The sequence below is a fragment of the Erwinia sp. AC075 genome (assembly GCF_979253995.1).
Map to the genome: position 1 here is coordinate 3,940,678 of NZ_CEEDEU010000001.1, position 26,293 is coordinate 3,966,970.

The 26,293-nt window shown below is 55.7% G+C and carries 24 protein-coding genes, 3 pseudogenes and 1 riboswitch; of the genes and pseudogenes, 13 read left to right on the plus strand and 14 right to left on the minus strand.

From position 1 onward, the window contains the following. Positions 1-200: 200 nt before the first annotated feature. Positions 201-1,244, minus strand: a pseudogene (gene umuC, locus AC0IXH_RS18480) (translesion error-prone DNA polymerase V subunit UmuC); the annotation flags it as partial. A 243-nt stretch (positions 1,245-1,487) separates the two neighbouring features. On the opposite strand from umuC, the gene AC0IXH_RS18485 reads away from it, so the two are divergent. The 8 genes from AC0IXH_RS18485 to crcB all read left to right on the plus strand — a co-directional run bounded on the left by AC0IXH_RS18485 (position 1,488) and on the right by crcB (position 8,357). Next, positions 1,488-2,486 (plus strand): YncE family protein, encoded by a 999-nt coding sequence (locus tag AC0IXH_RS18485; protein WP_013199815.1) that lies wholly within the window; start codon positions 1,488-1,490, stop codon positions 2,484-2,486. A 150-nt stretch (positions 2,487-2,636) separates the two neighbouring features. Continuing rightward, positions 2,637-3,797 (plus strand): TDT family transporter, encoded by a 1,161-nt coding sequence (locus AC0IXH_RS18490; RefSeq protein ID WP_010260819.1) that lies wholly within the window; start codon positions 2,637-2,639, stop codon positions 3,795-3,797. Then, entirely contained in the window at positions 3,794-4,393 is a 600-nt protein-coding gene (locus tag AC0IXH_RS18495; protein ID WP_010260817.1) for a uracil-DNA glycosylase, read from the plus strand. Before AC0IXH_RS18490 ends, AC0IXH_RS18495 begins: the two co-directional genes overlap by 4 nt. 49 nt (positions 4,394-4,442) lie before the next feature. Beyond that, positions 4,443-4,512: riboswitch (Fluoride riboswitch) on the plus strand. Between the two features lie 78 nt (positions 4,513-4,590). Beyond that, the gene (locus AC0IXH_RS18500; RefSeq protein ID WP_010260815.1) at positions 4,591-5,499 is read left to right on the plus strand and encodes a DHHA2 domain-containing protein; all 909 of its coding nucleotides are present in this window, start codon (positions 4,591-4,593) and stop codon (positions 5,497-5,499) included. Beyond that, positions 5,496-5,921: a universal stress protein gene (locus AC0IXH_RS18505; protein ID WP_010260813.1), complete on the plus strand. Its 426-nt coding sequence runs from the start codon at positions 5,496-5,498 to the stop codon at positions 5,919-5,921. Before AC0IXH_RS18500 ends, AC0IXH_RS18505 begins: the two co-directional genes overlap by 4 nt. Positions 5,922-5,936: 15 nt before the next feature. After that, the gene (gene eno / locus AC0IXH_RS18510) at positions 5,937-7,226 is read left to right on the plus strand and encodes a phosphopyruvate hydratase (protein ID WP_010260810.1); all 1,290 of its coding nucleotides are present in this window, start codon (positions 5,937-5,939) and stop codon (positions 7,224-7,226) included. Positions 7,227-7,269: 43 nt separating this feature from the next. Then, entirely contained in the window at positions 7,270-7,971 is a 702-nt protein-coding gene (locus tag AC0IXH_RS18515; RefSeq protein WP_013199814.1) for a 2,3-bisphosphoglycerate-dependent phosphoglycerate mutase, read from the plus strand. Between the two features lie 11 nt (positions 7,972-7,982). After that, entirely contained in the window at positions 7,983-8,357 is a 375-nt protein-coding gene (gene crcB, locus AC0IXH_RS18520; protein WP_010260804.1) for a fluoride efflux transporter CrcB, read from the plus strand. A 133-nt stretch (positions 8,358-8,490) separates the two neighbouring features. Here crcB and AC0IXH_RS18525 read toward each other — a convergent pair whose 3' ends face one another. The 5 genes and pseudogenes from AC0IXH_RS18525 to umuD form a co-directional block, all read right to left on the minus strand. Next, complete coding sequence (locus AC0IXH_RS18525; RefSeq protein ID WP_010260801.1) at positions 8,491-8,892, minus strand: VOC family protein; 402 nt, start codon at positions 8,890-8,892, stop codon at positions 8,491-8,493. 125 nt (positions 8,893-9,017) lie between these two features. After that, entirely contained in the window at positions 9,018-11,135 is a 2,118-nt protein-coding gene (locus AC0IXH_RS18530) for a tyrosine-type recombinase/integrase (protein WP_013199813.1), read from the minus strand. A 1-nt stretch (position 11,136) separates the two neighbouring features. Then, on the minus strand, positions 11,137-12,120 hold the full coding sequence (locus tag AC0IXH_RS18535; protein ID WP_471720822.1) for a tyrosine-type recombinase/integrase: 984 nt from the start codon (positions 12,118-12,120) through the stop codon (positions 11,137-11,139). A gap of 73 nt (positions 12,121-12,193) precedes the next feature. Next, positions 12,194-12,421 (minus strand): annotated as a pseudogene (locus AC0IXH_RS18540) (Y-family DNA polymerase); the annotation flags it as partial. Positions 12,422-12,429: 8 nt separating this feature from the next. Further along, on the minus strand, positions 12,430-12,879 hold the full coding sequence (umuD, locus tag AC0IXH_RS18545; protein ID WP_471720823.1) for a translesion error-prone DNA polymerase V autoproteolytic subunit: 450 nt from the start codon (positions 12,877-12,879) through the stop codon (positions 12,430-12,432). Positions 12,880-13,226: 347 nt separating this feature from the next. Here umuD and AC0IXH_RS18550 point away from each other — a divergent pair, with 347 nt between their 5' ends. Both AC0IXH_RS18550 and arsH read left to right on the plus strand, forming a co-directional pair. Further along, positions 13,227-13,562, plus strand: coding sequence for an ArsR/SmtB family transcription factor (locus tag AC0IXH_RS18550; RefSeq protein ID WP_471720824.1), 336 nt, complete (start codon positions 13,227-13,229; stop codon positions 13,560-13,562). Continuing rightward, the gene (gene arsH / locus AC0IXH_RS18555) at positions 13,559-14,281 is read left to right on the plus strand and encodes an arsenical resistance protein ArsH (protein WP_471720825.1); all 723 of its coding nucleotides are present in this window, start codon (positions 13,559-13,561) and stop codon (positions 14,279-14,281) included. The genes AC0IXH_RS18550 and arsH overlap by 4 nt, the downstream gene beginning before the upstream one ends. Positions 14,282-14,337: 56 nt before the next feature. Here arsH and arsC read toward each other — a convergent pair whose 3' ends face one another. The 3 genes from arsC to AC0IXH_RS18570 form a co-directional block, all read right to left on the minus strand. Next, entirely contained in the window at positions 14,338-14,766 is a 429-nt protein-coding gene (gene arsC, locus AC0IXH_RS18560) for a glutaredoxin-dependent arsenate reductase (RefSeq protein WP_471720826.1), read from the minus strand. A 49-nt stretch (positions 14,767-14,815) separates the two neighbouring features. Next, a complete protein-coding gene (locus AC0IXH_RS18565; protein WP_471720827.1) occupies positions 14,816-16,099 on the minus strand; it encodes an arsenic transporter in 1,284 nt (427 codons plus the stop codon). 86 nt (positions 16,100-16,185) lie between these two features. After that, a complete protein-coding gene (locus AC0IXH_RS18570) occupies positions 16,186-16,539 on the minus strand; it encodes a metalloregulator ArsR/SmtB family transcription factor (protein WP_313188859.1) in 354 nt (117 codons plus the stop codon). Positions 16,540-17,020: 481 nt separating this feature from the next. Here AC0IXH_RS18570 and AC0IXH_RS18575 point away from each other — a divergent pair, with 481 nt between their 5' ends. The 3 genes from AC0IXH_RS18575 to AC0IXH_RS18585 all read left to right on the plus strand — a co-directional run bounded on the left by AC0IXH_RS18575 (position 17,021) and on the right by AC0IXH_RS18585 (position 20,757). After that, on the plus strand, positions 17,021-18,499 hold the full coding sequence (locus tag AC0IXH_RS18575; protein WP_471721164.1) for a SulP family inorganic anion transporter: 1,479 nt from the start codon (positions 17,021-17,023) through the stop codon (positions 18,497-18,499). 18 nt (positions 18,500-18,517) lie between these two features. Continuing rightward, complete coding sequence (locus AC0IXH_RS18580; RefSeq protein WP_471721165.1) at positions 18,518-19,345, plus strand: universal stress protein; 828 nt, start codon at positions 18,518-18,520, stop codon at positions 19,343-19,345. Between the two features lie 206 nt (positions 19,346-19,551). Further along, the gene (locus AC0IXH_RS18585) at positions 19,552-20,757 is read left to right on the plus strand and encodes an MFS transporter (RefSeq protein WP_471720828.1); all 1,206 of its coding nucleotides are present in this window, start codon (positions 19,552-19,554) and stop codon (positions 20,755-20,757) included. A 69-nt stretch (positions 20,758-20,826) separates the two neighbouring features. Here AC0IXH_RS18585 and AC0IXH_RS18590 read toward each other — a convergent pair whose 3' ends face one another. The 5 genes and pseudogenes from AC0IXH_RS18590 to AC0IXH_RS18610 all read right to left on the minus strand — a co-directional run bounded on the left by AC0IXH_RS18590 (position 20,827) and on the right by AC0IXH_RS18610 (position 25,921). After that, positions 20,827-21,930, minus strand: coding sequence for a tyrosine-type recombinase/integrase (locus tag AC0IXH_RS18590; protein ID WP_471720829.1), 1,104 nt, complete (start codon positions 21,928-21,930; stop codon positions 20,827-20,829). A gap of 315 nt (positions 21,931-22,245) precedes the next feature. Beyond that, the gene (locus tag AC0IXH_RS18595) at positions 22,246-22,914 is read right to left on the minus strand and encodes a hypothetical protein (protein WP_471720830.1); all 669 of its coding nucleotides are present in this window, start codon (positions 22,912-22,914) and stop codon (positions 22,246-22,248) included. After that, positions 22,914-23,891 (minus strand): tyrosine-type recombinase/integrase, encoded by a 978-nt coding sequence (locus tag AC0IXH_RS18600; protein WP_471721166.1) that lies wholly within the window; start codon positions 23,889-23,891, stop codon positions 22,914-22,916. Before AC0IXH_RS18600 ends, AC0IXH_RS18595 begins: the two co-directional genes overlap by 1 nt. Before the next feature lie 85 nt (positions 23,892-23,976). Beyond that, a pseudogene (locus tag AC0IXH_RS18605) lies at positions 23,977-24,108 on the minus strand (DNA polymerase V subunit UmuC); the annotation flags it as partial. Positions 24,109-24,388: 280 nt separating this feature from the next. Then, entirely contained in the window at positions 24,389-25,921 is a 1,533-nt protein-coding gene (locus AC0IXH_RS18610) for an ATP-dependent nuclease (RefSeq protein WP_338572660.1), read from the minus strand. Positions 25,922-26,293: the final 372 nt, after the last annotated feature.

Here is a 26,293-nt window from a genome sequence, read left to right on the forward strand (position 1 = left end):
GGTGATTTGGCGTGAGCTACGGATGTGCTGCATGACATTAGTAACAGGAGAGCTAACCTTGCTGATGTTTTCATGGCAACCACCGGTGGATTATTTCCCGTATTATCGGCTACGTGGAAGCGACCATTAGCGTCTTATTTCCGAATTTTGACATAATCAGGGCTATACCAATCAAGATCAGCAGGGCAGATTGTTTAGCATTACAGCACACGGGCAACCGGAATATCTTCCCAACGTGTTGTCCATGCTGGGGAAAGCAGCTCCCGTTTCATTTTCCACTCGTTGTTCACTCCCTGACGCGCAAACCACAGGTTTCCCAGCCCGGACTGGTTAATACCGTCCAGCACCTTCATCAGCTGCGCACTGTTTTTTCTCGGCTGATCTTCATCGAACAGGTTCAGCTGGCTGACGCCATGCGGCGTGAAGTCATCAAGCATGATGCCTGCAGTCATATAACGGCGACCTTCCAGCCAGATGCGGTCCAGCGATCGCATGGCCACCTCTATGACGTCACGCGTATCCTGCGTCGGGCGCGGGAGCTTCTCGCCGGCGCTGTTGCCGTAGAACACCTCATCCTTCGCGTGCGGCGAGGTGCGGATAAACACGCCAACGTGCCGGCAGAACTGACGCTCTTTCCTGAGCTTCTCCGCTGCGCGCGCGGCGTACTGGCAGAGCGCCTCCTGCATGGCCACCTTGGTGGTGATGCGCTCGCCAAAAGAGCGACTGGAGACGAACTGCTGTTTCGCCGGCGGCATTTCCTCGAGGGGAATGCAGGATTCGCCGTTAAGTTCGCGCACGGTTCGCTCAAGCACAACGCCGAAATTCTTGCGGATCAGGGCAGGGTGCGCTCGCGCCAGCTGCAGGGCGTTTTCAATACCCATCAGGTTAAGGCGCTTACCGATGCGGCGCCCCACGCCCCAGATTTCCTCTACAGGCTGATTCAGGAGAAGGGTTTCGGTTCGTTTAGGATTGCCGGGCGTTAGTGCCAGCACGCCGCGGAACTGCTTCCATTCCTTGCTTGCCAATTGGGCTGATTTTGCCAGGGGTTTTGACGGGCCCATGCCCACGCCGACGATCAGGCCAGTCGTGGACAGTACGTGTGCGCGCAGCCGTCGGCCAAAATGCTCAAAGTCTTCGCAGCCATCGATGCCGGTTAAATCGAGGAACATTTCATCAATGGAGTACTGTTCTAACCGGGGCGTCATTTCTTCCAGTGCCGTCATAAGGCGCTGCGACATCGAGTGGTTTATGTGGAATGCAATTTAAACAAAAAAATAAGTTACCATTCCTCTGAAGTTTATTTTCTGAACAGGAATTATTCAGCCTTGAACCACTTCGGTATGCTTACTGGCAGGGAGGAAAGTTGACGGGTGGTAAGACATAGCCGGAAAATCGATTTCCCCGCCGGGATTTAATCTGCCACGCTTATTCTGAAGCCCTCAATCGGGCAATGCGCTTTTATCTTTCACTTTATGCAGGAAGAAATAATGATAAAAAATTACAGAATCCCGGGACTGACCGCGGTGGCATTTCTCCTCATAAGTACCATCGCAGGTGCTGCAGAAGCGCGCTGGACGTTTGACGGCGATATCCACAACAATTCCCTTGCTGTCAGTCCCGATGAAAAAACGGCGGTGGCGTCCTACAGTGAGCGCTCAGACGTGGTGGTCTATGATCTGGCTGCCGGGAAAGTCAGAAAGGTGATGAAGGGCTACGTCACCCCCCGTAATGCACTTTTCTCTCCGGACGGTAAGGCCATATTTCTTTCTGACAGCAGTCTCGGCGTAGTCAAAAAAATCAGCACCGGGACGCTTGACGTGGCGGCCACGCTGCCGCTGGGGCCCGGGGCATTCGGCACGGCCATAAGTCGTGACGGTCAGCGACTGTATGTGAATAACGAGGCCGCCAGCACGCTCTCGGTGTATGACCTTACACATGACCGGCCCATTGCAGTTGTGACGGGTTTTGCCCAGCCCCGTCAGGGCATTAAAATCAGCCCGGACGGCAAAACCGTCTACGTCACCAACTTTAAGGGCGATAAAATTACCCTGGTTGATGCCGTGACGGGCGACATTCGCGGCGAGATAACCGGCTTCAGCAAGCTGCGCGCCATTTCTGTCAGCGCAGACGGCCGCACACTGTACGCGGCTAACAGCGGCAGCAACACAATCGCCGTGGTTGACACGCAAAAGCACGTCATTACGGCAACCATTCCCGTGGGTCAGGACCCTTACGGTGCCGCGCTGACGCCGGATAACCGCTATGTTTACAGCGGCAACCTTGGCGACAACAGCCTCTCCGTTATTGATACCGCCGCCGGTAAGGTGGTGTCCACCGTCACCGGACTGGATGCGCCCCGTCAGGCGATTGTCTTCAACAAGGACGGTACCCGCGCGTGGGTGCTGAATAAAGACCTCAGCATTGCGGTGGTTGACCTGAAAAAGAACCGTGTCATGGCCACGATTAAAAGCCCGCCGCAGACCTGACGCGAAACCTCCCTTACTCCAGCGCAGTGACGATCCTTCGCAAAGTGGGGTGGTTAATCACTTTTATAGATTTATTTTAGCTAAATAACCTGTTTTAAAGATTTACTCTGACATGCCTATAATCTTTCTGTCTACTCAGGAGATTCCGGCATGAACGATAAAATATTCACCCTGCATAACGGTGCGCGTCCGCTGAGCGCGCTGAGCAGCCCGAAAGAGGCCATACGACAGTTCACGCCTAACTGGTTCGCCGCGACCATGGGGACCGGCATCCTGTCGCTGTCTCTGGCGCAGTTCCCCTGGCAGGTTCCGGGATTGCGCCTTGTCGCCGAGGGGCTCTGGATGTTTAACATCCTCCTGTTCAGCGTCTTTGCCGTGATGTATCTGGCCCGCTGGGTGATGTACTTCGGAGAGGCAAAGCGCATTTTCGGCCATTCAACCGTGTCCATGTTCTTCGGCACCATCCCGATGGGCATGGCGACCATCATCAATGGCCTGCTGGCGTTCGGTCTTCCGCGCTGGGGCGCAGACGTTATTCAGGTGGCACACGCCCTGTGGTGGCTGGACGTGGCGATGTCGCTGCTGTGCGGCGTGTGCATTCCCTACATGATGTTTACCCGGCAGCAGCACAGTATTGACCAGATGACTGCCGTCTGGTTACTGCCGGTCGTGGCAGCCGAGGTCGCGGCGGTCAGCGGCGGCCTGCTGGCGCCGCACATTGCTGCCCCACACGCGCAGCTCGGCATCATTATTACCAGCTACGTGCTGTGGGCGTACTCCGTGCCGGTGGCGCTGAGCATCCTCGCCATTCTGCTGCTGCGTATGGCGCTGCACAAGCTACCGCACGAAAGCATGGCGGCCTCAAGCTGGCTGGCGCTGGGTCCGATTGGCACCGGCTCGCTCGGCATGCTGGTCATCGGCGGAGATGCGCCCGGGGTGTTTGCCGCGGCGGGCATGCCGGAAATCGGTCACATCGCGCAGGGCGTGGGGTTCGTTGCCGGCATTCTCTTCTGGGGCTGCGGCCTGTGGTGGATGCTGCTGGCCACGCTGATAACCGTGCGATACTTCCGTGAAGGCATCCCGTTCAACCTTGGATGGTGGGGCTTTACCTTCCCGCTGGGCGTGTACACCGTGGCCACGCTCAAGCTGTCTACCCTGATTGACCTCGCATTCTTTAAAGGCTTCGGTGCGCTTCTTGTCGTCATACTGGCGGCCATGTGGCTGCTTGTCGCGGTGAAAACAGTGCGTGGGGCATGGAGCGGTAAACTGTTTGTTTCTCCCTGTCTGGCAGGCCTGGATCGGAAGCCGTGAGTGAAACCAGCACATCGATGCAGGACTCGTTTTTACGCGAGGAATGCCTCGCGGCAGTCACCGCGCCGCATGTGGCCGCGCTGAATCGCTGGGTCAGCGGCCAGCGTCAGGCCGGTGCAGAACTGCCGTGGTTTGATCCGGCTGACGGCGGGGTTAGGGCCGGACTGCTCGTCCTGCTGCAGTCGCCGGCGCGCAGCAGCCCGTCACCGCGGTTTGTGTCGCGTGATAACCCGGGGCCGGCCCAGCAGAACCTTGGGCGGTTTCTGGCGGAAGCCGGTATTTCGCGTCAGGACAGCGTGCTGTGGAATACGGTGCCCTGGGTCAGTCACGGGCTGCAGAAACGGCCGTCAGCGGCGGACATCCGCAGAGGCTGCGCCTTGCTTGAGGACGTGCTGGCGTATCTGCCCGCGCTGCGCGTGGTGGTGCTGGCCGGTGCCGTAGCGGCTCAGGCCCGCGGGACGGTCAATCATCTGTACCCCGGCGTCCCCGTGTTGACGATGCCGCACCCCAGTCCGCTTTCGCTCTGCACGAGTCCGGCGGTGACGGAAAACATTCGCCGGGTACTCTGCGAGGCACGGGCTGCGCTGGCAGGCTGAGGGCGCCAGCAGAATAATACTGACAGGTTTTGCAACCGGCTCTATACTCATATGACAAGGTGATGGCGTTCCACCTTTCCCAACCGCTCCGTTCCGGAGCTGATGACGCCTGATGCGACTCTTGATTTTCAGGAGGTGCGTCAGGCCGTCCTTACTTTCTTCCCGGCCTGCGTACTTCCCTCTTCGGGGAGAGACCTGTGATACACGTTTTTGGCCACATCAATCCTGACAGCGACGCCATCTGCACGGCCTTCGTCACCGCGCACTGGCTGACCGGGCGCGGCATGGACGCCCGCGCATGGCGTCTTGGCGAAGCTAACCGCGAAACCCATTTTATCTTTGACACCGCCGGACTCACGCTGCCGCCACGGCTTGATATTCCGCTACAGGATGAACGGGTCTGGCTGGTCGATTTCACCGAGCCGGCGCAGGGACCTGACGACCTGCTCCGGAGCAACATCGTGGGGATCACTGACCACCACCGGCTGGGCGGACTGATAACGCAACTGCCGCCGGAGGTACACATACGCCCGCTTGGCAGCAGCGCCACGCTGCTGTGGCTGCTTATGAACGCTGAAGCGCGACGCACGCTGCCCCCGACGCTTGCCATTCTTCTGCTGGGTGCACTCCTGAGCGACACCGTGAATCTTCGCTCGCCCACCACGACCGAAGACGATATCCGTTCGGCTACCGAGCTGGGCGTACTGTCCGGCGTAAACCGCAGAGCCTTCGCCCGTGACCTCCTTACGGCAAAAACTGACGTCAGCGGCCTCAGCGCACAGCTGCTGCTGGACAGGGACCTCAAGGCCTTCGTCATTGCCGGCACTGACGTGCGCATCGCCCAGATTGAGGTCAGCTCCCCGTCACAGGTTGCCACCGTGATGGACGACCTGCTCGCTGCCCTGGCGTATCTGGCAGACCAGTCGGGTGCTGGTTTGGCGGTGCTGATGCTGACCGACATCCGGGCCGGGTTTTCAACGCTTTATTTCGCCGGGCGGGAGAGCGTTAACGCGGCCTCCTGCTCCGTACCGGGTATGCTCAGCCGCAAAAAACAGCTTCTGCCGTGGCTTGAGTCCCGCCTCAACCAGAACGGGAGTTCATTATGACCTGCTACACCCATGCATTGATACTTGTGAACGATAAAGACGACGGCACCCTCCTGCTGAAGCGGGCGGTCGCGCTGGCGCAGCCGCTCGGCATGAAAATCACCCTGGCCCACATCAGCGACGACTACCGGGAAATGAACTACGTGTCCGACAGCCTGATGGACGACGTCGTGTCGGAAGAGGTGCTGAAATCCAAAGCGTTTATGAGCGAGCTGGCGGCCTCCGTGCCTGAGACGGTAGACATGCGGGAGCTGGTGACCATGCGCCGCTTTGAGGACGTGGAGAAGTGCATCGCTGAGCTGGGCGTGGACCTCGTGCTTGCCGGGCACCGAAACCGCTTTATGGGAATGCTGACGTCCCGCTCGGCGGAATACATTAACCACCTCACGGTGGATGTGCTTATCACTCACCTGAATGACTGAACCGGGAGAAACTCTATGCGCTTTACACTGGATAACGTGACCGCCCGTGAAATTCTTGACTCTCGCGGCAACCCCACCGTTGAAGTCGAAGCCCGGACCGTGGACGGAATGATGGCGCGGGCCTCGGTGCCTTCCGGGGCCAGCACCGGCTCGCGCGAGGCCGCTGAGCGCCGCGACGGCGACGTACACCGTTTTGGCGGTAAAGGCGTACTGGATGCTGTCAGGACGGTTAATACGGAAATCTGCGAAGCCTTGCGCGGCAGGGACGTGCGCGAGCAGCGTCAGCTGGATAACATCATGCTGGCGCTGGACGGTACGCAGAGCAAGAGTCGGCTGGGTGCCAATGCCATTCTGGGCGTGTCGCTGGCGGTTGCCCGGCTGGCGGCACAGGCCTCGCACGAGCCGCTCTGGCGCTACCTGGGGGGCCTGCAGGCGAACCTGCTGCCCGTACCGTGCATGAACATTATCAACGGCGGCGTGCACGCCCGCGGTCAGGGCGCGGACTTTCAGGAGTTCATGATAGCGCCACACGGGGCACCCACGCTGCGCGAGGCCGTGCGTCAGGGCAGCGAGGTCTACCAGGCGCTGCGCCAGATCCTGCTGGACAAGAACCTGTCCGCGGCAGTCGGCGACGAAGGCGGTTTTGCGCCCGCCGTATCGTCGAACCGCGACCCGCTGGCGTTTATCGTGCAGGCCATTGAGAAGGCGGGGTACAGGCCCGGAGAAGACATCAGCATCTGCATGGACCCTGCCTCAAGTGAGTTTTTCGCAGACGGAAAATATCATCTGCGCACGGAGGGCAGTGCGCTGAGCGCGGCGGAAATGACGGCGTACTACGGCGAGCTGATGGACCAGTTTCCCGTCATTCTGCTGGAAGACGGCCTGGCAGAAGATGACTGGTCGGGCTGGAAGCATCTGCACCAGCAGCTTGCGGGCAGGGCCGAGCTGGTTGGTGACGACCTGTTTGTCACCAACGTGAAGTACATCCAGCGCGGCATTGACGAAAACCTCGCCAGCGCCGCATTGATTAAACTCAATCAGATAGGCTCGCTTAGCGAAACGCTGGACGCCGTGGCGCTCTGCCAGCGGCACGGGTGGGGCGCGTTCATGTCCCACCGCAGTGGGGAAACGACGGACACATTTCTTGCCGACCTCACGGTAGCCCTGCGCGCGGGACACCTGAAAACCGGTGCGCCGTGCCGCGGCGAACGCGTGGAAAAGTACAACCAGCTGATGCGCATTGAGCAGGCGCTGGGTGAGGACGCTCACTATGCGGGGCTTCATGCGTTTGTGCGCCGCACGTAACAGATCCACCGGACGGCCAGCGGCCGGCACAGGAGCACAGTCTTTGGCACCTTCAACGCTGATTCTCCTGCGCCATGGCGAAAGCCAGTGGAACCGGGAAAACCGTTTTACCGGATGGACAGACGTGCCGCTGACGGACCGGGGGCGGCAGGAGGCTGACCGGGCCGGTGACGTGCTGCGGGACGCGGGCCTGCTGCCCGATCGGGTCTTCACCTCGGTGATGACGCGCTGTGTTCACACGGTCTGGCGGGTGCTGGACCGTCTTGGCCGCAGCTGGACGCCCGTGGACAAACACTGGCGGCTGAACGAGCGGCACTACGGTGCGCTGCAGGGGCTGAACAAGGAAGCGGCTGCCCGGATGATGGGTGCAGAGACCGTCCGGCTCTGGCGCAAAAGCTTCAGCGGCATTCCCCCCGCGGACGCAGGGGCTCCGGCGCAGCTGCGTCGGGACCCGCGCTACAGCCGCGTTGCGCTGGCCGACCTGCCTGCGACGGAAAGCCTGGAAATGACGCTGCGTCGCGTCATGCCCTACTGGCAGCACGCCGTGATGCCGCAGATACTCTGCGGAAGTACCGTTCTGGTCGTGGCGCACGGCAACACGCTGCGCGCCCTGGCCGCCTTCCTGGACGGCATGCCACACGACAGCTTGGCACAGTTGCATATCCCGACCGGCGTGCCGGCCGTATACCAGATGGATGCGGCCGCACAGGTCGTTTCCCGTTATGTTCTGAATATAAAAAAATAAAAGGAGTGAACGTGAATCAGCTTTTTGCTGTCATCACCGGCGGTGCTTTAGGGTGTGTTATCCGCTGGCAGCTGGGCGCGCGCCTGAACGCGCTTTTTCCGGACCTGCCGCCGGGGACGCTGCTGGTCAACCTGCTGGGAGGGTTTATCATCGGAGCGGCGCTGGCGTATTTTCTGCGCCATCCCGGCCTCGATCCGGCCTGGCGGCTGCTCATTACCACCGGGCTGTGTGGCGGAATGACGACCTTCTCCACGTTCTCGGCTGAGGTTTTTGCCCTGCTGCAGTCCGGCAGCTATGCCTGGGCAGCCGCCTCGGTGCTGATACACGTGCTGGGTTCGCTGGCCATGACGGCGGCCGGATTTTATATCATGACGCTGTGTGGTTAACCCGAGGGAGACCTTAGTGCAGTGACCGCTGCACTGAGGTATATTGTTCAGAAGCGCTCTCTGCAGGCCAGACCTGACAGGGTTTACGCTTGTAATGCTTCCCGTACACCTGAGGCGCTGCTGTGAAAGAATTTCAGGCCTGCCTGTTCTGGTAAAGGTCCCAGCGATTGCCGTAGATGTCCTCAAATACGACAACCATTCCGTATTCTTCCTCCCGTGGCTCCTGAAAGAAGTGGACGCCTTTTGCCTTCATAGCATTGTAGTCGCGCCAGAAGTCGTCGGTCTGCAGGAACAGAAAAACCCGTCCGCCGCACTGATTGCCGATAAAGCCTTCCTGCCGGTCGTTCGACGCGCGGGCAAGAAGAATAGCACAGTCGCTGTCAGGGGCCGGCGTCACCACGACCCAGCGCTTACCCGGCTGCGGCGTGTCTTCAATGAGGGTAAAGCCCAGCTTATCGGTGTAGTACTCAATTGCACGATCGTAGTCATCGACCACGACCGCCACGTATCCCATACATCGCTTCTGTTTTCTCATCTGCTGCTCCATCAGTTACGGCATTACGCCCGTTATAATCAGCTTTATATCAAATACGGCGTTCAGTTATCTGTACTGATTCTGCACTGATACCCTCAGACCTGACATTGTAAGCATCTGAGCAGTCAGGATTGTGGGCCCAATCTTGTAAGAGCCTGCTCAACCTTTTCAGCATCCTGCTCCAGTATGGCTCTCTCATCGGGAGTGAGCGGGACCTCTTCGAGGTAACGCCGGATGGATGCTTTACTCTCCAGTATCAGCCCGCGCGCGCTATCCTTCAGCAGGTTAAAATCGCAGCCGATGCAGGCCATCCGGTGCGGGCAACTGCTCCAGAAGGGGTTCGTACAGTATGAGTCGCCCAGATCGTAGTAGGTCGCGGGCCCGGACAGGCTGGCGGCTTCAGGATCGTGGTCAACCAGCACGCTTATCATATGAGCGACCCTGTCGGCTTTGACGAACGAGGCAGCCAGCTGAGTCGGGCGGATGCGAAGATAGTGCATTGTAGACTGGGGCGTTGAATGGCCCGTCCACTGCATCAGTTCGTACAGCGACATGCCCTGCGGTACGCTCGCCAGCGCGGTCACGGCTGAGGCCCGCCCCCGGTGGCTGGTTATCATTCCGCCACTGTCTTCACAAGGCACGCCCGCTCTTGCGCATAGCATCGGTATCACGGTGCGGTTGAGGATAGCGCTGCCGGCAGGCTTACCCCGGTACTGAAACAGAAGCCGGACTTTCTCACCGGTTCGCTCGTCAGCGAGCAAAGCCTGTTCTGCCGGACGCTCATCCAGCCATATGTCGACGTATTTTTTCACCACGGCCGCCACCGGTTTAACAAAGGCTTTTGAGGTTTTTCCGGCAGGGATATGCAGGTAACACAGGGTTCCTGCCGGGATGATACTTCCGTCGTCCTTCACGATATCGTCCGCCTGCGGCGCGATGCACCCGGTTGTCAGGCGGAGCAGTTCGTTCTTTCTTACCCCCGCATGGGTCCAGATGACGGCCATTGCCTGCAGCATGGCCAGTGGATAATGTATTTCAGTGAGCAGATCTTCCTGACGCAGATTGAGGCTGGCCCAGATGAGCTTCAGCCAGACCGGATCGTCAATAACACGGGGATTGACGCCGCGACGGAACAGCGGCGTATCCGGTGTGGAAAGATGGCGGGCAGGGCTGAAGTGCAGGCGCCCCCAGCCCCAGTTTTCGTAATCAATCATAAAACGGCGCAGAGAATAGATAAAATGCGCCCTGGAATGCGGCATCATGGGCTCGCCGGAGCGCACCGATTTGCGGGTGCCCCTTTCCGTGCCCAGCTGAAGCTCATCCACGTTCATCCGGCCTACCGCCGCAATGAAGCTGGCGCAGGTTTCCATTGTCCAGTCTGCCGGTTCCCGAACCTCCGGATGCTCCTTTTTCAGCCAGAGGCCGCAGCGCAGAATAAAGCTGTACTGGCTTTCACGGGTGCGCGGCCTGAGCACCGACGTTTCCCGCCAGCGCCGGCACCAGTGCACCCAGGCCGGATCGACGCCTTCGACCGGCTTTTCGTACCATTTTTTATAGTTTCGCATCCTCACCGGGGCGCTGATAATCCCCAGTGCGGCAAGTGCATGTGAAACGCGGCCGACGTAACGGGATATTCCCTTGTCTGTCCCGCTCTGGGCGCGCCAGAGGAGTTCAGGCGTAAACGTTTCAAGCCGGGGATCCCTGTTCATGATCATCAGTGTTGCCAGTATACCCGAGACATGATTTTTCTGGCTGGTCGGGGCATAACCCAGCGACGTCAGCGTATCAGTCAGCCGGTCCAGCTCCTGGTGATAAAAAGCCTGGCCGAAGATGGCAGAAGCATAGAGCGCGGGTTTACGTATATCAGGCAGGCTGAGCGGGTCATGCAAATCAGCCAGATGCCAGGCAAAAGCGGCCATTAACGGACGGCCCTCCCTGACTTCCCGGCACAGCGTCAGCCAGCGTTCCTGCGGCCAGCACCAGCAGGGCATGCCGTCTGCATGCATTTCGCGCAGCAATCCGGCTATCACCAGCCCCGTGATTTTGCTGCCGCATCCGCTTCCGGCGGCAATGTCCATCAGCGGCCTGATGAGGTCCGGCACCGGCTTCGTTCGCAGCATACGGGACCGGCTGTGAGCGCTGCTCAGTGCCGTCCGTTCAGCGAGGGTCAGTGACGCCTCAAGCCGGTATTCAGTCATGTCGAACGGATGCCGGCTGTTTTCAATCGGTGTGTGTGGGCTCATGTTATTTCTCTGTTCTGAAAATGAGGTTCGCCATCCTGATATCTGCCGTTTCAATCGCGCCAGCCATCCGGGCAGCCAGGTCCCTGCCAGAAAGATGAATATAAATCTGTGTTGTGGTCAGGTCGCGGTGTCCTGCATAGGTGGCAAGTTCGTGCAACTTCCAGCCCGCGCGGGCAAGGTGTGTGAGTCGCAGGTGCCGGAAGGTATGGGTTGAGATGTCCGGCATCCCAGACTCAAGCGCCCATTTCCGTACCGTTTTGCTCCAGGTCCAGAATGAAAGCGGCCCGCCCTGATTACGATCGGACTCAGAACGGAACAGGGCACCTCTTACGATTCCGGTCCGCTTCATCTGCATAAGGTGCGCGGCCAGCACTGGCACTACTGCCGGGCTGTAACAGACAATTCGTTCACGCCGGCTCTTGGTGGTTTCTGCCCGGATGCGGATGAGCCGGTGAGCAAAGTCGAAGTCGTCAATACTTAGCGAGGTAATTTCAGACCGACGCAGCGCGCCGTAATAGGTTAATGCCAGCATCAGGCGGTCACGCAGTGGGGAAGCGGCGGCATGATAAAGAAAACACTGCCACTGCGCATCGTCAGGAATGCGCGGCAGCTTTACAACGCGGGGAACCAGTCCCCGGCCGGAACTCAGCATGCCGGGCGTGCCGGATCGGGGCAGCGGATTGACCGTGCAAAGATCCAGGTACATGAGAAAGTCATACCAGAGGCGGATCGCCGACAGGCGAAGCTGGAGCGTGGCGCTGGCCGCGGAAAAAGGCATCCCGGGTAACTGAGGACTAATATAGGCAGCCAGGTCTTCAAACCGCGCCTTTTCAGGTTTAATTCCGTTCTGGCTGCAGAACGCAAAGTAATGACGGAGGGCATTGCGGTAGGCTGTTAGCTTGGCCTGCGCCCGCCCCAGATCGGATAACAGTTGCAGCCAGCGCTCTGCCAGCAACAGAACGTGTTCACTCGGTGGAATCAGCATTGCATTCTCCTCTGACAACAGCTTTGCTGTTCAAAGTTTACTCAATCAATGTTGCATTCCACGTAACTTACTAAAGCGCATAGTTTGAGCTGAACACGTGTACCTTTTCCGGATAGTCCTGCGTTTTTATCTGGAACCACGGTGCACCCATTTTTATGCCCAGTGCTTTTGCGCCAGCAGAGCGCGCAATAACGCAGCCATCGTTATTACTGAGTACGACTACCGGCCTGCTACGCAGGTCCGGGCGGAAAAGCGTCTCACAGCTGGCATAGAAAGAGTTGACGTCAGCCAGTCCGAACATGGGCATAATTATCTCCGACGTGCACGGGTACTGTTAAAGAACCAGGTGACAACGCCGAGCAGCTGGAGCTCTTCCGGATAGATGGCGGCGTAAGCAGGGTTCATCGGCAGCAGTGCCACCCGTGGGATCAGCTGCAGGCGCTTAACTGTGAACTCACCTCCAACCTCGGCGATGACGATGTCGCCGTGCGTGGGTGGCTCCGCGCGATCGACCACCATAACATCGCCGTCATAAAGCCCCAGCTCCTGCATGCTGTTGCCACTGGCCCGTACGAAGAATGTGGACGCCCGTCTGCGAATACAGAGCTCATTCAGGTCCAGCTCTTTCTCTATATAATCCTGAGCAGGGGAGGGAAAGCCAGCTGAGCAGGGATCTGCGTACAGCGGCACCTTTACCGTTGGGGTAAAAATCGGCGGCCATAACAGCGTCAGGCCCTGAGCGTAACTGACCGCTTTCATAACGCGACGTCCCGGACGTGCTGCTGTGTACGGATTAGGAAAAAAAATGTAAAGCGCATAAAAATCCTCCTTTAAATTGTACTGGTTATATGAACAGTATTATTGAGCCTGGAATTTCTGGCAAGAGGAGCGAAACGGTTATGGCTAAAGCGGTTGTCAGAGTGCTGGAATTCTACCGAAATACTGAGCTATGGCCTTTTTATATGCTCTGCCACTGCAGCCGGATCAACAGGGTATAAAAGGCTTTCTTTTTGAGCGCAGCACTTTTATGGCGGGAAGAGGCTTGACCATTCAGTCCGCTTTAAATTATATTTCCATTATTCTGGAAATATAGATTTGGTGATGGCGTGAACATACAAAATGCTGCGGCTGCTCTCAGGGAACTGGGACACGTGACGCGACTGGGAATTTACCGTGAACTGGTGAAAGCCGGGCCTGAAGGACTGCCCGTGGGTGACATCCAGAAAAGACTGGCTATTCCGGCCTCCACGCTCAGCCATCATCTTTCTGCGCTGATGTCCGCTGGCCTCATAAGCCAGGAACGGCAGAGCCGCACCCTGTTCTGCAGGCCCTGCTATGCGCAGCTTGAGCAGCTGATGGCTTTTCTCACTGAAGAGTGCTGCGCCGGTGGCAGTAGCTGCAGCCTGTCTACCGAGATTTCCCATAAAGAGACTCCATTGTGAATAACGTGAATGATGCCCTGAACAATATCGATCTGACACTTCTGGATACGCCCCTTTCGGAAGAGAAATTAAAGGCTGAAGAGGTGGCGCATCCACCCCGCATACTGATGCTCTACGGTTCGCTGCGGAAGCGCTCTTACAGCCGACTCACCACGGAAGAGGCCGCCCGGTTGCTGACGGCCATGGGTGCTGAAGTGAAGATATTCAATCCGTCCGGCTTGCCGCTGCCGGATGATGCACCTGAGACACACCCGAAGGTCGCAGAGCTGCGCGAGCTGGTGCTCTGGTCAGAAGGGATGGTCTGGTGCTCTCCTGAGCGTCACGGTGCCATGACCGGCATCATGAAGACGCAGATTGACTGGATACCGCTGACGTCCGGGGCGGTCCGGCCCTCGCAGGGGAAAACCCTTGCTGTCATGCAGGTCAGCGGAGGCTCACAGTCTTTCAACGCCGTAAACCAGATGCGTATTCTTGGGCGCTGGATGCGGATGATCACTATCCCGAACCAGTCATCCGTGGCAAAAGCCTGGGCCGAGTTTGATGAGGCCGGCCGCATGAAGCCTTCTCCGTATTATGACCGCATAGTGGACGTCATGGAGGAACTGATGAAGTTCACCCTGCTGACGCGCGGTCGTAGTAGTTATCTCACCGACCGCTACAGCGAAAGGAAGGAGAGTGCTGCGCAGCTCTCTGAGCGGGTAAACCAGCGCAGCATATAAAAAAGCCGGCATCTGCCGGCTTTTTCACATTTTCCCTGTCACAGCCAAGGGAAACATCAGTGGCTGACGCGATTCCCTTGCGCATCAATGACTGCTTCGCCGTCCTCTTTGGTAAACGCTCCCTTCTGCGGGTCCGGCAGTATGTCCAGAACCACTTCGGAGGGGCGGCAGAGCTTCGTTCCCAGCGGCGTCACCACCACCGGACGATTAATGAGGATCGGATGAGCCAGCATCGCATCGAGCAGTTCTTCATCGCTGAACCGGTCTTCAGCCAGGCCGAGCTGCTCGTAGGGATCGGTATTTTTACGCAGCAGGGCACGCACGCTGATGCCCATGTCCGCAATCAGCTTTTTCAGCTCGTCGCGCGACGGCGGAGTTTCCAGATACAGAATCACCGTGGGCTCGGTGCCGCTGTTGCGGATAAGCGCCAGAGTGTTGCGGGACGTCCCGCAGGCCGGATTGTGGTAAATGGTGATGTCAGTCATGAGCGTTACTCCATAAAGGCGCTGCACAGGCACAGCGCCGGGGTTAAGGTTAAACAGACAGGCGCAGGGCCAGCGCAGCCAGCGTCACAAACAGTACCGGCAGGGTCATCACGATGCCCACGCGGAAGTAGTAGCCCCAGCTGACGGTAATGTTTTTCTGTGCCAGGACGTGCAGCCACAGCAGGGTAGCGAGGCTGCCGATAGGGGTGATTTTCGGACCGAGGTCGCAGCCGATGATGTTGGCGTAAATCATCGCCTCCTTCACCACGCCCTGCGCGGTGCTGCCGTCAATGGAGAGCGCGCCAACCAGCACGGTAGGCATGTTGTTCATGACTGATGAAAGCGCCGCCGTCAGAAAGCCGGTGCCGAGCGTTGCGCCCCAGACGCCATGCTCTGCAAACCGGTTCAGGGCGACGGAAAGGTAATCAGTCAGTCCGGCGTTACGCAGTCCGTATACTACCAGGTACATGCCGAGCGAGAAGATAACAATCTGCCAGGGCGCACCTTTCAGTACCTTTCCGGTATCAATCACATGGCCTTTCCGGGCTACCAGCCAGAGAATAAACGCCGCCACCGCTGCCACCAGGCTGACCGGCACGCCGAGTGGCTCGAGGGCAAAGAAGCCGATCAGCAGCAGGATGAGAACAATCCAGCCGGTTTTAAAGGTGCGCGCATCGCGGATGGCCTCACGCGGCGCCTTCAGTTTCGCCAGGTCGTAAGTGGCCGGGATATCCCTGCGAAAATACAGGTGCAACATGACCAGCGTGGCGGCCACAGAGGCGATATTCACCGGCACCATCACCGAGGCATATTCGCTGAAACCCAGCTTAAAAAAGTCCGCCGTGACGATGTTGACCAGATTCGATACGATGAGCGGCAGGCTGGAAGTGTCGGCGATAAAGCCTGCCGCCATCACAAACGCCAGCGTGGCACCGGGGCTGAAGCCCAGCGCCAGCAGCATAGCGATAACGATCGGCGTCAGAATGAGCGCCGCCCCGTCATTGGCGAACAGGGCCGCCACCGCCGCACCCAGCAGAACGATATACGTGAAAAGCAGCCTGCCTTTACCTCCTCCCCAGCGGGAGACGTGCAGCGCGGCCCATTCAAAAAAGCCTGACTCATCGAGCAGCAGGCTGATGATTATGACCGCAATAAACGTTGCCGTGGCGTTCCAGACAATCTGCCAGACAACCGGGATGTCCCCGATGTGTACTACGCCGGTCAGCAGTGCCAGCGCAGCGCCGATAACGGCACTCCAGCCGATACTGAGTCCTTTTGGCTGCCAGATAACCAGTATCAGGGTCAGGACGAAAATCGCACCCGCCAGAAACATATTTTCTCCTTTTTGAATAAAACGGCCCGTTGATCCGGGCTGGTGATTACACATTCGAAAATTCGTATATGTTACGATAAAATTTTTTACATGCAGACAGGCTTGCCGTTGGTTGTCGCATTATTGCGTTCAGCCTGCTGGCTGAGTTGCATAATGTCATCCCGCAGGCAAAGGTAAGCCTGTTCAATCACTGCTGCTGCCCAGGCTGGCATGTGCGGAGACAAACGGTAGTAGATCCATTTTCCATCCCGCCGGTCGATAAGCAGTCCGCCTGCTCTGAGAAGGGCCAGATGTCGGGAGATTTTAGGCTGCGTTTGTTTCAGGGTGTCTGAGAGTTCGCAGACGCAGAGCTCACCTTTTTCGCGCAGCAGAAGCACAAGGCTAAGTCGCGTGTCATCTGAAAGGTTTTTAAAAAGCTGCAGGGGGTTTACTGACAACATGGTACTCCTGATGGTTACTGACTGAGTCTGCCGGTGAAGCTCTGTATGTTAATAATATATTCAATAAACCATATTTGTATATTCATTTCCTGATTACATGTGCCTGCAGAACAACCGGCTGTCAGAGTACAGCCGCCCCCCATTCTGCAAACGACATTTTCGTCCTCCGCGTTGACCCTGTTAACAATTCGTGTAGAGTAAAAAGCGCTTTTTGCCGTGCGTCAGTTGCACGGCTGGCATTCATGACCGCTACTGAACAGCTGCTCATACGGTCTTTCTGATTACTCGCGCTGCTCTGTCAGCCGTGAAGGAGTGATAAACACCGCCATGCGTCTTACGCCACCCTGAGTCCCATCCCCTCTCCGTCGCACTGAATAAACTTCGGCGCGCACTCAAAAACATCCCGTCTGCGGATGTGCTTTTTCGTCTGTAAATTTTTTGCCCTCACGGGCTGACCGTAATCAAAAACTGAGAAATGACTATGTTGCTGTCCTCGACACGTAAGGACTGGCTGGGTAACGTCCGTGGTGACGTCCTTGCCGGTATTGTGGTCGCGCTCGCGCTTATACCTGAAGCGATCGCCTTTTCCATCATTGCCGGTGTGGATCCGCAGGTCGGACTCTACTCTGCATTCTGTATTCCCCTGGTTATGGCCTTCCTCGGCGGTCGCCCGGCGATGATTTCATCGGCCACCGGCGCCATGGCCCTGCTGATGATCACGCTGGTTAAGGATCACGGCCTGCAGTATCTGCTGGCAGCGTCGGCGCTCACCGGCGTGCTGCAACTGGCAGCCGGTTATCTGAAGCTGGGCAGCCTGATGCGCTACGTTTCGCGCTCGGTGGTCACCGGTTTCGTTAACGCGCTGGCCATTCTGATTTTCATGGCGCAGCTGCCGGAACTCACTGATGTGACCTGGCACGTATATGCCCTGACCGCAGCGGGCCTGGCCATTATCTATCTGTTCCCGTATATCAACAAAACCATCCCCTCACCGCTGGTCTGTATTATCGTGCTGACCGCCATTTCCATGTGGCTTCACCTGGACGTGCGCACCGTCGGCGACATGGGCAAGCTGCCTGACAGCCTGCCGGTGTTTCTGATCCCCGATATTCCGCTAAACCTCGACACGCTGATGATTATCCTGCCGTACTCTGCGGGCCTGGCCGTGGTGGGACTGCTGGAATCAATGATGACCGCCACTATTGTGGATGACATGACCGACACGCCGAGCGATAAAAACCGCGAGTGCAAGGCGCAGGGCGTGGCCAACATTTGTACCTCGTTTATTGGCGGCATGGCGGGCTGCGCGATGATCGGTCAGTCGGTGATTAACGTGAAGTCGGGCGGACGCGGGCGTCTCTCCACGCTCACAGCTGGCGTGGTGCTGCTGCTGATGGTGGTATTCCTGCGCGACTGGGTCTCCCGGATACCGATGGCAGCTCTGGTGGCCGTGATGATCATGGTCTCCATCGGCACTTTCTCCTGGCGCTCCATTGCCAATCTGCGCAGCCATCCACTTTCAACCAGCGTGGTCATGCTGGCAACGGTCGTGGTAGTGGTGGCAACCGATAACCTTGCCTTTGGCGTGCTGACCGGCGTGCTGATAGCCTCGCTGAACTTTGCCACCAAGGTGGCTCGCTTTATGGTGGTTAACTCCACGCTGAGCAATGGGACCCGTACCTACATCGTCACCGGGCAGGTATTTTTCGCCTCGGCCGATCGCTTTATGAGCCACTTTGACTTTCGCGAGGCGGTTGAACGCGTAGTGATTGACGTCACGCATGCGCATTTCTGGGACATCACATCGGTAAGCGCGCTCGACAGGGTGGTGATTAAGTTCCGCCGCGAAGGCACCGAGGTGGATATCCGCGGCATGAATGAGGCAACCCGTACCCTCGTTGACCGCTTCGGTGTACACGATAAGCCCGAAGAAGTGGACAAGCTGATGGGCGGCCACTAACCGACAGGAGAACAAATGATGAAAAATACCGTTATTGCCTGCGTTGACGGCTCGCCGTCAACCCGACCCGTCTGCGAGTACGCAGCCTGGGCTGCGGGGAGCCTGGGTGCGCCGCTGGCGCTGCTTCACGTGCTTGAAAGGGACGACCATCCCGCCGTTTCAGACCTGACCGGCAGCATCGGCTTTGACAGCCGGGAGCAGCTGACCGAAGAGCTGGTTCGGATTGAAGGCGAACGCAACCGCCTGCTGATGTCCCGCGGCAAAGCCATTCTTGCCGATTGTGCCGATCTGCTGAAACAGCGTGGATGTGCGGATGTGCAGCAGCTGCAGAAGCATGGTGCCCTGGATGAAATTCTCGCGGAGCTTGGCGAAACGCGCCTGATGGTACTGGGCCGCCGTGGTGCGCACAACCCGGTGGGCAGCCATCTTGAGAGCATTATTCGCCTGCAGAAAAGGCCGGTGATGGTTGTGCCGGAGACGTTTACGCCGCCCGTCCGGGTGATGTTTGCATACGACGGCAGCGAGGAGAGCCGTAAGAACCTGACGCGCCTCACGGTCAGCCCGCTGCTGAACGGCCTTACCTGCCATATTGTGATGGTAAACGGCGAAATGTCCGTCCTGCAGGCCGCGCAGGCTATTCTGCAGAAAGCGGGCATCGAGACCGAGGCCCGCTTGCTGGACGATGAGTCCGTTACCGGCGCACTGTGTCGGTACGCAGACGCCAATGATATCAACCTCACGGTGATGGGCGCATACGGGCATTCCCGCCTGCGGCGCTTTTTTATCGGCAGCCATACCACGGAAATGCTGTCTGAAAGTCGACAGCCTCTGCTGATGCTGCGGTAAATATTACGGGTCAGCCTCCGACTGGCCCGCAGAGGTGATGAAAGGCGTTGTCACGTCTGACCGGGTAATGTCCGCTGTGCCGCCTCTTTCTGCACAGCGGGCATTTTTTTGATGTCAGCTGCGTTGCGTCAGGTTTTTTTTCAGAAAGGCAACTTCCTCGCGCTGACAGAACAGGCGTCGGGATGACGTCGTGACAGGGAGGAGAGATGCGCCAGCTGTTCCGCTTTATGTTTCAACACGGGAGCCACCTACTGTTCGGGGCGATCCTGATGGCCATGTCGAGCTTTGGGCAGACCTATTTTGTTTCGCTTTACGGCCAGCATCTTCGCCAGGCCTTTGGGCTGAGCGATGGGGGGCTGGGCGGGCTTTATGCCATTGGCACAGTAATGAGCGCGATTACCCTGACCTGGGCCGGCAGGCTGATTGATTACACCACCACCCGGCGGTTTACCCTCATCGTCACCGCATTGCTGGTGACGGCGTGCCTGCTCGTCGCAGGCGCGCAGGCGGCGTGGATGCTTTGCATCGGCTTTTATTTCCTTCGGCTTGGCGGGCAGGGGCTGATGGTCCACACGGCCCTGACCGCCACGGCGCGGCAGTTCCCGCTTGATGCGGGTAAGGCGCTCGGTGCCATTGCGCTGGGTCTGTCGCTGGCGCAGGCGGTCTTTCCGGTTATGGCAGTACAGATAAGTCACGTGACCGGATGGCGTGTGGCATGGCTCATCAACGCCGGTATTCTTGTCGCCGGTGTTGGGGTGGCGATGATGTTTCTGCCGCGTGGACGGGAGGCGCCGCTGCGTACTTTCAGAAAGCGCGGCGAGAAAAAAGTCAGGGAAGCGTCCCTGTGGAAAAACCGTAATCTGTTGCTGGCGCTACCAGTGGTGCTGGCCTCGCCATTTATCACGACAGGCTTCTTTTTTCATCAGGTCCGGCTTGCCGGGGAAAAGGGCTGGTCGCTGTCATGGATGGCGGCGTGGTTTATTGCTTATGCCGTGACTCAGGCCATCTCTCTGCTCTCTTTCGGCCCTGTAATTGACAGACTGACACCACGCCGCCTGCTGCCGTGGTTTCTGATGCCGCAGGCCGCAGCCATGCTGGCTTTGTGGCTCAGCAGCAGCCAGTGGGTAACGCCTTTTTACCTTATTATGACCGGGATATCCTCGGCAATCGCCTCCACACTGGCCACAGCGCTCTGGGTACAGCTTTTCGGCCCGGAACAACTGGCGAGGGTACGCTCGGCGGTCGAAGCCGGAACGGTCATAGCAAGCGGGGCATCGCCGGTGATCATGGGCGTGCTGATTGATCATCACGTGCCAATGCGAATGCAGGCCCTGTTTTGTCTGATATATATTCTCGGCAGTAGTCTGCTGGCGACCAGAATCAGGATTTCGTTGCCCGAAAACAGGCGCTGATGCTGACAACCTGATGCATTCACAGTGGCCGACACGCAGTGCAATGAAAGCTTTTGTACTGCCGGTCACTCATTTCATTTTTCGGAGTGCCATTTCCAGTTTTTGTGCATCTTCATCAATAATAACTTTTTCATCCGGCGTCAGCGGGACCTCTTCCAGATACCTTTTTATGGAAGCCTTGCTCTCCAGTAATAACCCTTTGTCACAGCCGATGCAGGCCATCCTGTGCGGGCAGCTGCTCCAGAAGGGATTAGTACAGAAAGAGTCGCCCAGATCATAATATGTCGCAGGTCCCATGAGGCTGGCTGCTGCCGGGTCATGATCAATCAGCACGCTTATCATATGCGCTACACGGTCAGCCTTTACAAAAGAGGCCGCCAGCTGCGTCGGGCGTATACGAATATAATGCATGGTGGACTGCGGCGAAGAGTGACCTGACCACTGCATCAGCTCGTATAACGACATGCCCTGAGGAACACTGGCCAGGGCAGTCACGGCCGATGCTCGTCCCCGATGACTGGTAATGGCACCCCGGCTGTCTTTCTGCGGCATTCCTGCCCTGGCACAGAGAACCGGAATGACGGTGCGGTTTATTATATCTCTTCCCACGGATTTACCCCGGTACTGAAACAGAAAACGGACCTTTTCACCGGTGCGTTCATCCGTCAGAGCGGCCTGCTCTTCTGGTCGTTCTGCCAGCCAGATATCGACATACTTTTTCACCACAGCAGAAACCGGCTTAACAAAGGCTTTAGAGGTTTTGCCTGCTGGCACGCTCAGGTAGCAAAGAGTTCCGGCAGGAATGGTACTGCCGTCGTCCCGGTTAATATCTTCCGTTTGTGGAATGATGCAGCCAGCGGTCAGGCGCATCAGCTCATTCTGACGCAGCCCTGCATGCGTCCAGATGACTGCCAAAGCCTGCAGCATAGACAGAGGATAATAAATTTCACTCAGCAAATCTTCCTGACGCAGGTTCAGACTGGCCCATACCAGTTTCAGCCAGACCGGATCATCAATAACGCGGGGATTGACGCCCTGACGAAACAGCGGCGTATCAGGCGTCGAGAGATGGCGCGACGGACTGAATTTCAGCCGCCCCCATCCCCAGTTCTCGTAGTCGATCATAAAGCGGCGAACGGCATACACAAAACCGGCGCGGGAGTTTGGCAGCATGGGTTCTCCTGAACGGGAAGACCGGCGCACTCCCCGCGCTGTTCCCAGAGAAAGTTCGTCGACCTTCATTCTTCCGACTGCCGCAATAAAGCTTGCGCAGGTCGCCATTGTCCAGTCGGATGGCTCGCGTATTTCCGGGTGCTCCCGGGCGAGCCAGAGGCCGCAGCGGAGGATAAAACTGTACTGGCTCTCTCTGGAGCGGGGACGAAGCACTGACGTTTCCCTCCACCGCCTGCAGCATGCTACCCAGGGCTGGGCGATATTATCTGTCGGTTTTTCGTGCCATTCCTGGTAATTGCGCATACGCACGGGGCTTTATATGATACCCATTGCGGCAAGCGCATACGAAACTCTGCCCACTGTCCTTGCGATCCCACGGTCGTGATAATTCTGCGCGCGCCAGAGGAGATCAGTCGTGAAGCTTTCGAGCTGAGGATTACCGTTCATCATCATCAGTATGCCCAGCAGGGCTGACAGATGATTTTTCTGGTTCTGATGTTTGTATCCCAGTGAAACCAGAGTATCCGTCAGCCGGTTGAGCTCCTGAGTAAAAAATTTCCGGCCATAAATGGCACAGGCGTACAGCGACGGCGCACCATGGTGCGGCAGGCTGAGCGGTGAAGTAAACGGACCCAGATGGAAGGCTAACGTCGCAATCATCGGCCTGCCTGAGCGGTGCTGCTGGCACAGCGTCAGCCACTTTTCCGATCCCCACAGCCAGCAGGGTTGCCCTGTCCGGTGTATCTCCGCCAGAACGGCAGGAAGGATAATCCTGACCAGTCTGTCACTGGTGCCGCTGCGGTCAGCAATATCCTGAAGAGGCCGCAGTAAAGATGACAGCGGCCCCTGCTGACTCAGAGCAGAGGTACGTTTGTGCCCGGTGTTTAACGCGTCGCGCTCTTCAGTGCTTAACGCATTATTCAGCTGATAATCCGAACGACTGAAAGGGACATAAATGTTATTAATTGCTGTTCCTGCGTTCATCACACTGCCCCCGTCTGAAAGATAAGCCCTGCGATCTTCCGGTCGGTTTCAGCGACGGCAGCAGCCATGCGGGCCGCCATATCCGTTCCCGACAGATGAATATAAATTTGTGTGGTGCGTGGGTCCCTGTGCCCTGCATACGTAGCCAGTTCATGCAGTTTCCATCCAGCCCGCGCCAGGTGCGTCAGCCGGAGGTGACGGAAAGTATGCGTGGTGATGTCTGACTGATCAGTCTCTGTCGCCCATTTCCGCACGGTTTTACTCCAGCTCCAGAACGAGAGAGGAGCGCCGTAATTACGGTCAGAGGCGGAACGGAACAGAGCACCACCTGACCAGCCTGCCAGCCGCAGCTGCCGAAAATGGTTTGCCAGTACCGGCGTAACGTCGGCGCTGTAGCAGACTATTCTTTCCCGTCTGTTTTTCGTCGTCTCTGCGCGGATGCGGACCAGGCGGTGAGCCAGATCAATGTCCTCAAGCCTGAGAGCCGTCAATTCCGTGCGCCGGAGCGCGCCATAATAAGCCAGAGCAAGCATCAGCCTGTCACGCAGAGACGCGGCAGAAACGTGTTTCAGGAACCTGAGCCACTGTCCGTCATCAGGAATAACGGGGAGGCGGGTGATACGGGGGACCAGGCCACGCCCGGTATAACTGGCGCCAGGCAAACCCGAGCGGGGTAACGGATTGAGACTGCATATATCCTGGTAAATCAGAAAGTCATACCAGAGTCGAAGAGCTGAAATGCGCAGCTGGAGTGTGGCACTGGCAACGGATGACGGCATATTAGGGAGCTGAGGGCGGATATATGCCGACAAGTCCTCAAAGGAAGCCCTTTCTGGAGCAATAGTGTGTATTTCACAGAAGGCCAAAAAATGCGTCAGGGCACTTCGATAGGCTTTAATAGTTGCGCTGGCTCTTCCTAAATTCGAAAGAATTTTAAGCCATTGCTCAGTCAGCAGAAGTGCAGGTGCGGAATGCATGGTGGTGTTCACGGCCTTCCCCTTTCAGCTCATAACAACTGATTAAAGTTTATACCGGAGATGTTGCATTCCACTTAACTTACTACAACGCATAATTGCTTGAAAATACGTGAACTTTTTCAGGGTATTCCTGTGCTTTAAGCTGAAACCAAGGCATACCCATTTTTATATTCAGAGCGATGGCTTCGACGGATCTCGCGATAACACAGCCATCATTATATCTGATAGTCGCTAACAGTTAGTTATGTGTAAAAGCATGATTTTAAAGCAATATTGAATTACTAAATTTTTATGTGTTAGGTTCCAGAGGGTAACTTCAGTTGGCAAGTTTTAGAGCAAATTTGGTGAGAATAATCTTCAGTTAGATGAAAGGTTAGTCCCCGCCCATGATATGCTAAAAATATTGTGCAGTATGTCAGATTCTGTGATGGTGGTAAAAAAGCCTTCTCAGCCAGAGAAGGCAGTGATCTAATATAGTCTTGTTCTGGTTCGCGCCTTCATGAGTCAATGTACTGAATCAAATCTTCTTCCATTTTACTTGAACCAATGTGAGCTATAACTAAGTCACACACATGATCAATAAATATATGCTCCTGCTCTCCCTGTGATATTACTTCCTTTATGAGGAACTCCCAAAAAACCTTGCCTTTCTTCAGCTCTTTTTCGTCCGAGTCATCACGAAGAGAAGTTTTATAATCTGTGATTACTTGCCTCATTGACTTTATTTTTAAAAATGAGTTCTCTATCCCAGATATAAGTTCTCTTTTCCTATTCTCATACACCTCTTCATATATATACTTTTCTAGGCTTTTAATTGGAAGGTAGTTAATATTCAATTTTCTAAGGTTGTTGTTATTTATATATCCTCTCGCATCGCTCATAATATCACCATCAAGAATAGTGATAACTTCCTTTGCTCCGCCAACCCTTGCGCTATCTATTTGTTTATGGAGATTTATAACCTCTCTAAAACCGCCAACGTACAAAACCTTGTAAATAACATTATTGCTAGAAAGCTTATTTCTAATAACTCTATCAATGTAATGCTTTGCCAGCTTATCTTCCACGAGAATCAATTTATCAAAAAAAACACCATCTGAAACATCTCTCATCGCATATGCAGGATAACAGTTATTAATTACCGAAAGATTGCCCTTATTATTATCAAGGAGATATATTTTTCCTTTCTTTTCTTTCATTATTATAGATGTACTATGCGTGGCTATATAAACACAAACATCCGTAATCTCTGCATAATCGCTACAAACATCATAGAAGAAATCAATTAACCGCTCTTGAGCCGACGGATGGAGGGCCATATCAGCTTCATCTAAGATTATTAATGTTTTCGGTTTGGAATGATTATCTTTACTTCTCCTTTCATACTTACTAGAAAGGAAATCGAGTCTCTCTTTAAGATAGTCAAGTAATGTAAGAATTAAGTACTCCCCGGAACTCATTTTAAATTGATTGACTTTCCCGGACGGACTGAACCATGTGTAACAAGGCCTAGAGAGATTCAATGAATTAAAGTCAAAACTATCGCCGGTTTTTTTTAGGCCTTTATAATGCTTCCTGTCCCCCTTAAGAATCATACCTAGATTGTGAATAACAAAATCATCCGCATCGATGAAATCCTTGTCTTTTATATGTATAATTCTGTTTATCTTTGATTTATGTGCATCGCTAAATCTATTGCCATATATGAAGCTCCCTTCAAAAAAACCATCAATATAAATACTTTTTTCCTTTGGTGCTGAATCCGACCATGATCCTTGTGAATTTTTAACCCAAGAGTGGCTGCGTCCATTATAATAATACGTTATTTTTGCATCTGGATGTAATTCATCGTTCTTGAAATAATTATTTAACGCTGTTGCATAAACAACCTTTGCAAAAGCTGTCATTAGCGTGCTTTTACCAACGCCATTAGAACCGCATATCAAGTTTATTCCATTTGTAATTGGAAACTCAAAGTCAAAGCTATTTATGTTTCTTAGCTTGTTAATAACTATCCTAACGCCACTCATAAAATCATCCTTTTTTAACTTGTGATATTTTTACCAACATCAACATCAACATCAACATCAACATCAACATCAACATCAACATCAACATCAACATCAACTGAAACCCAAGGCTTTTCACCCTAAACCATTTTCAGATTATTTGCTGTCGCTGACAATAACAATTAATCCGTCTGAACTTGCTCTGAAGTTTCGAATTTTACGTGCTTTCGCTATATAAACATACAGATTAAAGTTATCTTCACTAAATCACGAAGCAATCCACTTAACTGCACTTTCCTAAATCTCCATAACATCATATCCTGAATAAATATTTATGTTATATCGGCAAAAAAACTGCTTTCATTAGCATTTTTTGAGTTAAGTTAGAAGCCT

Coding starts and splice junctions, on each gene's coding strand:
- AC0IXH_RS18530 (WP_013199813.1), bottom strand. CDS start 11,135: ATGAGCCCACACACACCGATTGAAAACAGCCGGCATCCGTTCGACATG.
- AC0IXH_RS18565 (WP_471720827.1), bottom strand. CDS start 16,099: ATGTTTCTGGCGGGTGCGATTTTCGTCCTGACCCTGATACTGGTTATC.
- AC0IXH_RS18590 (WP_471720829.1), bottom strand. CDS start 21,930: ATGCTGCCAAACTCCCGCGCCGGTTTTGTGTATGCCGTTCGCCGCTTT.
- AC0IXH_RS18575 (WP_471721164.1), top strand. CDS start 17,021: ATGTTGCTGTCCTCGACACGTAAGGACTGGCTGGGTAACGTCCGTGGT.
- arsC (WP_471720826.1), bottom strand. CDS start 14,766: ATGACTGACATCACCATTTACCACAATCCGGCCTGCGGGACGTCCCGC.
- AC0IXH_RS18595 (WP_471720830.1), bottom strand. CDS start 22,914: ATGAACGCAGGAACAGCAATTAATAACATTTATGTCCCTTTCAGTCGT.
- AC0IXH_RS18580 (WP_471721165.1), top strand. CDS start 18,518: ATGAAAAATACCGTTATTGCCTGCGTTGACGGCTCGCCGTCAACCCGA.
- AC0IXH_RS18525 (WP_010260801.1), bottom strand. CDS start 8,892: ATGAGAAAACAGAAGCGATGTATGGGATACGTGGCGGTCGTGGTCGAT.
- AC0IXH_RS18585 (WP_471720828.1), top strand. CDS start 19,552: ATGCGCCAGCTGTTCCGCTTTATGTTTCAACACGGGAGCCACCTACTG.
- AC0IXH_RS18600 (WP_471721166.1), bottom strand. CDS start 23,891: ATGCATTCCGCACCTGCACTTCTGCTGACTGAGCAATGGCTTAAAATT.
- AC0IXH_RS18490 (WP_010260819.1), top strand. CDS start 2,637: ATGAACGATAAAATATTCACCCTGCATAACGGTGCGCGTCCGCTGAGC.
- umuD (WP_471720823.1), bottom strand. CDS start 12,879: ATGAAAGCGGTCAGTTACGCTCAGGGCCTGACGCTGTTATGGCCGCCG.
- AC0IXH_RS18570 (WP_313188859.1), bottom strand. CDS start 16,539: ATGTTGTCAGTAAACCCCCTGCAGCTTTTTAAAAACCTTTCAGATGAC.
- AC0IXH_RS18505 (WP_010260813.1), top strand. CDS start 5,496: ATGACCTGCTACACCCATGCATTGATACTTGTGAACGATAAAGACGAC.
- AC0IXH_RS18610 (WP_338572660.1), bottom strand. CDS start 25,921: ATGAGTGGCGTTAGGATAGTTATTAACAAGCTAAGAAACATAAATAGC.
- AC0IXH_RS18485 (WP_013199815.1), top strand. CDS start 1,488: ATGATAAAAAATTACAGAATCCCGGGACTGACCGCGGTGGCATTTCTC.
- eno (WP_010260810.1), top strand. CDS start 5,937: ATGCGCTTTACACTGGATAACGTGACCGCCCGTGAAATTCTTGACTCT.
- AC0IXH_RS18535 (WP_471720822.1), bottom strand. CDS start 12,120: ATGCTGATTCCACCGAGTGAACACGTTCTGTTGCTGGCAGAGCGCTGG.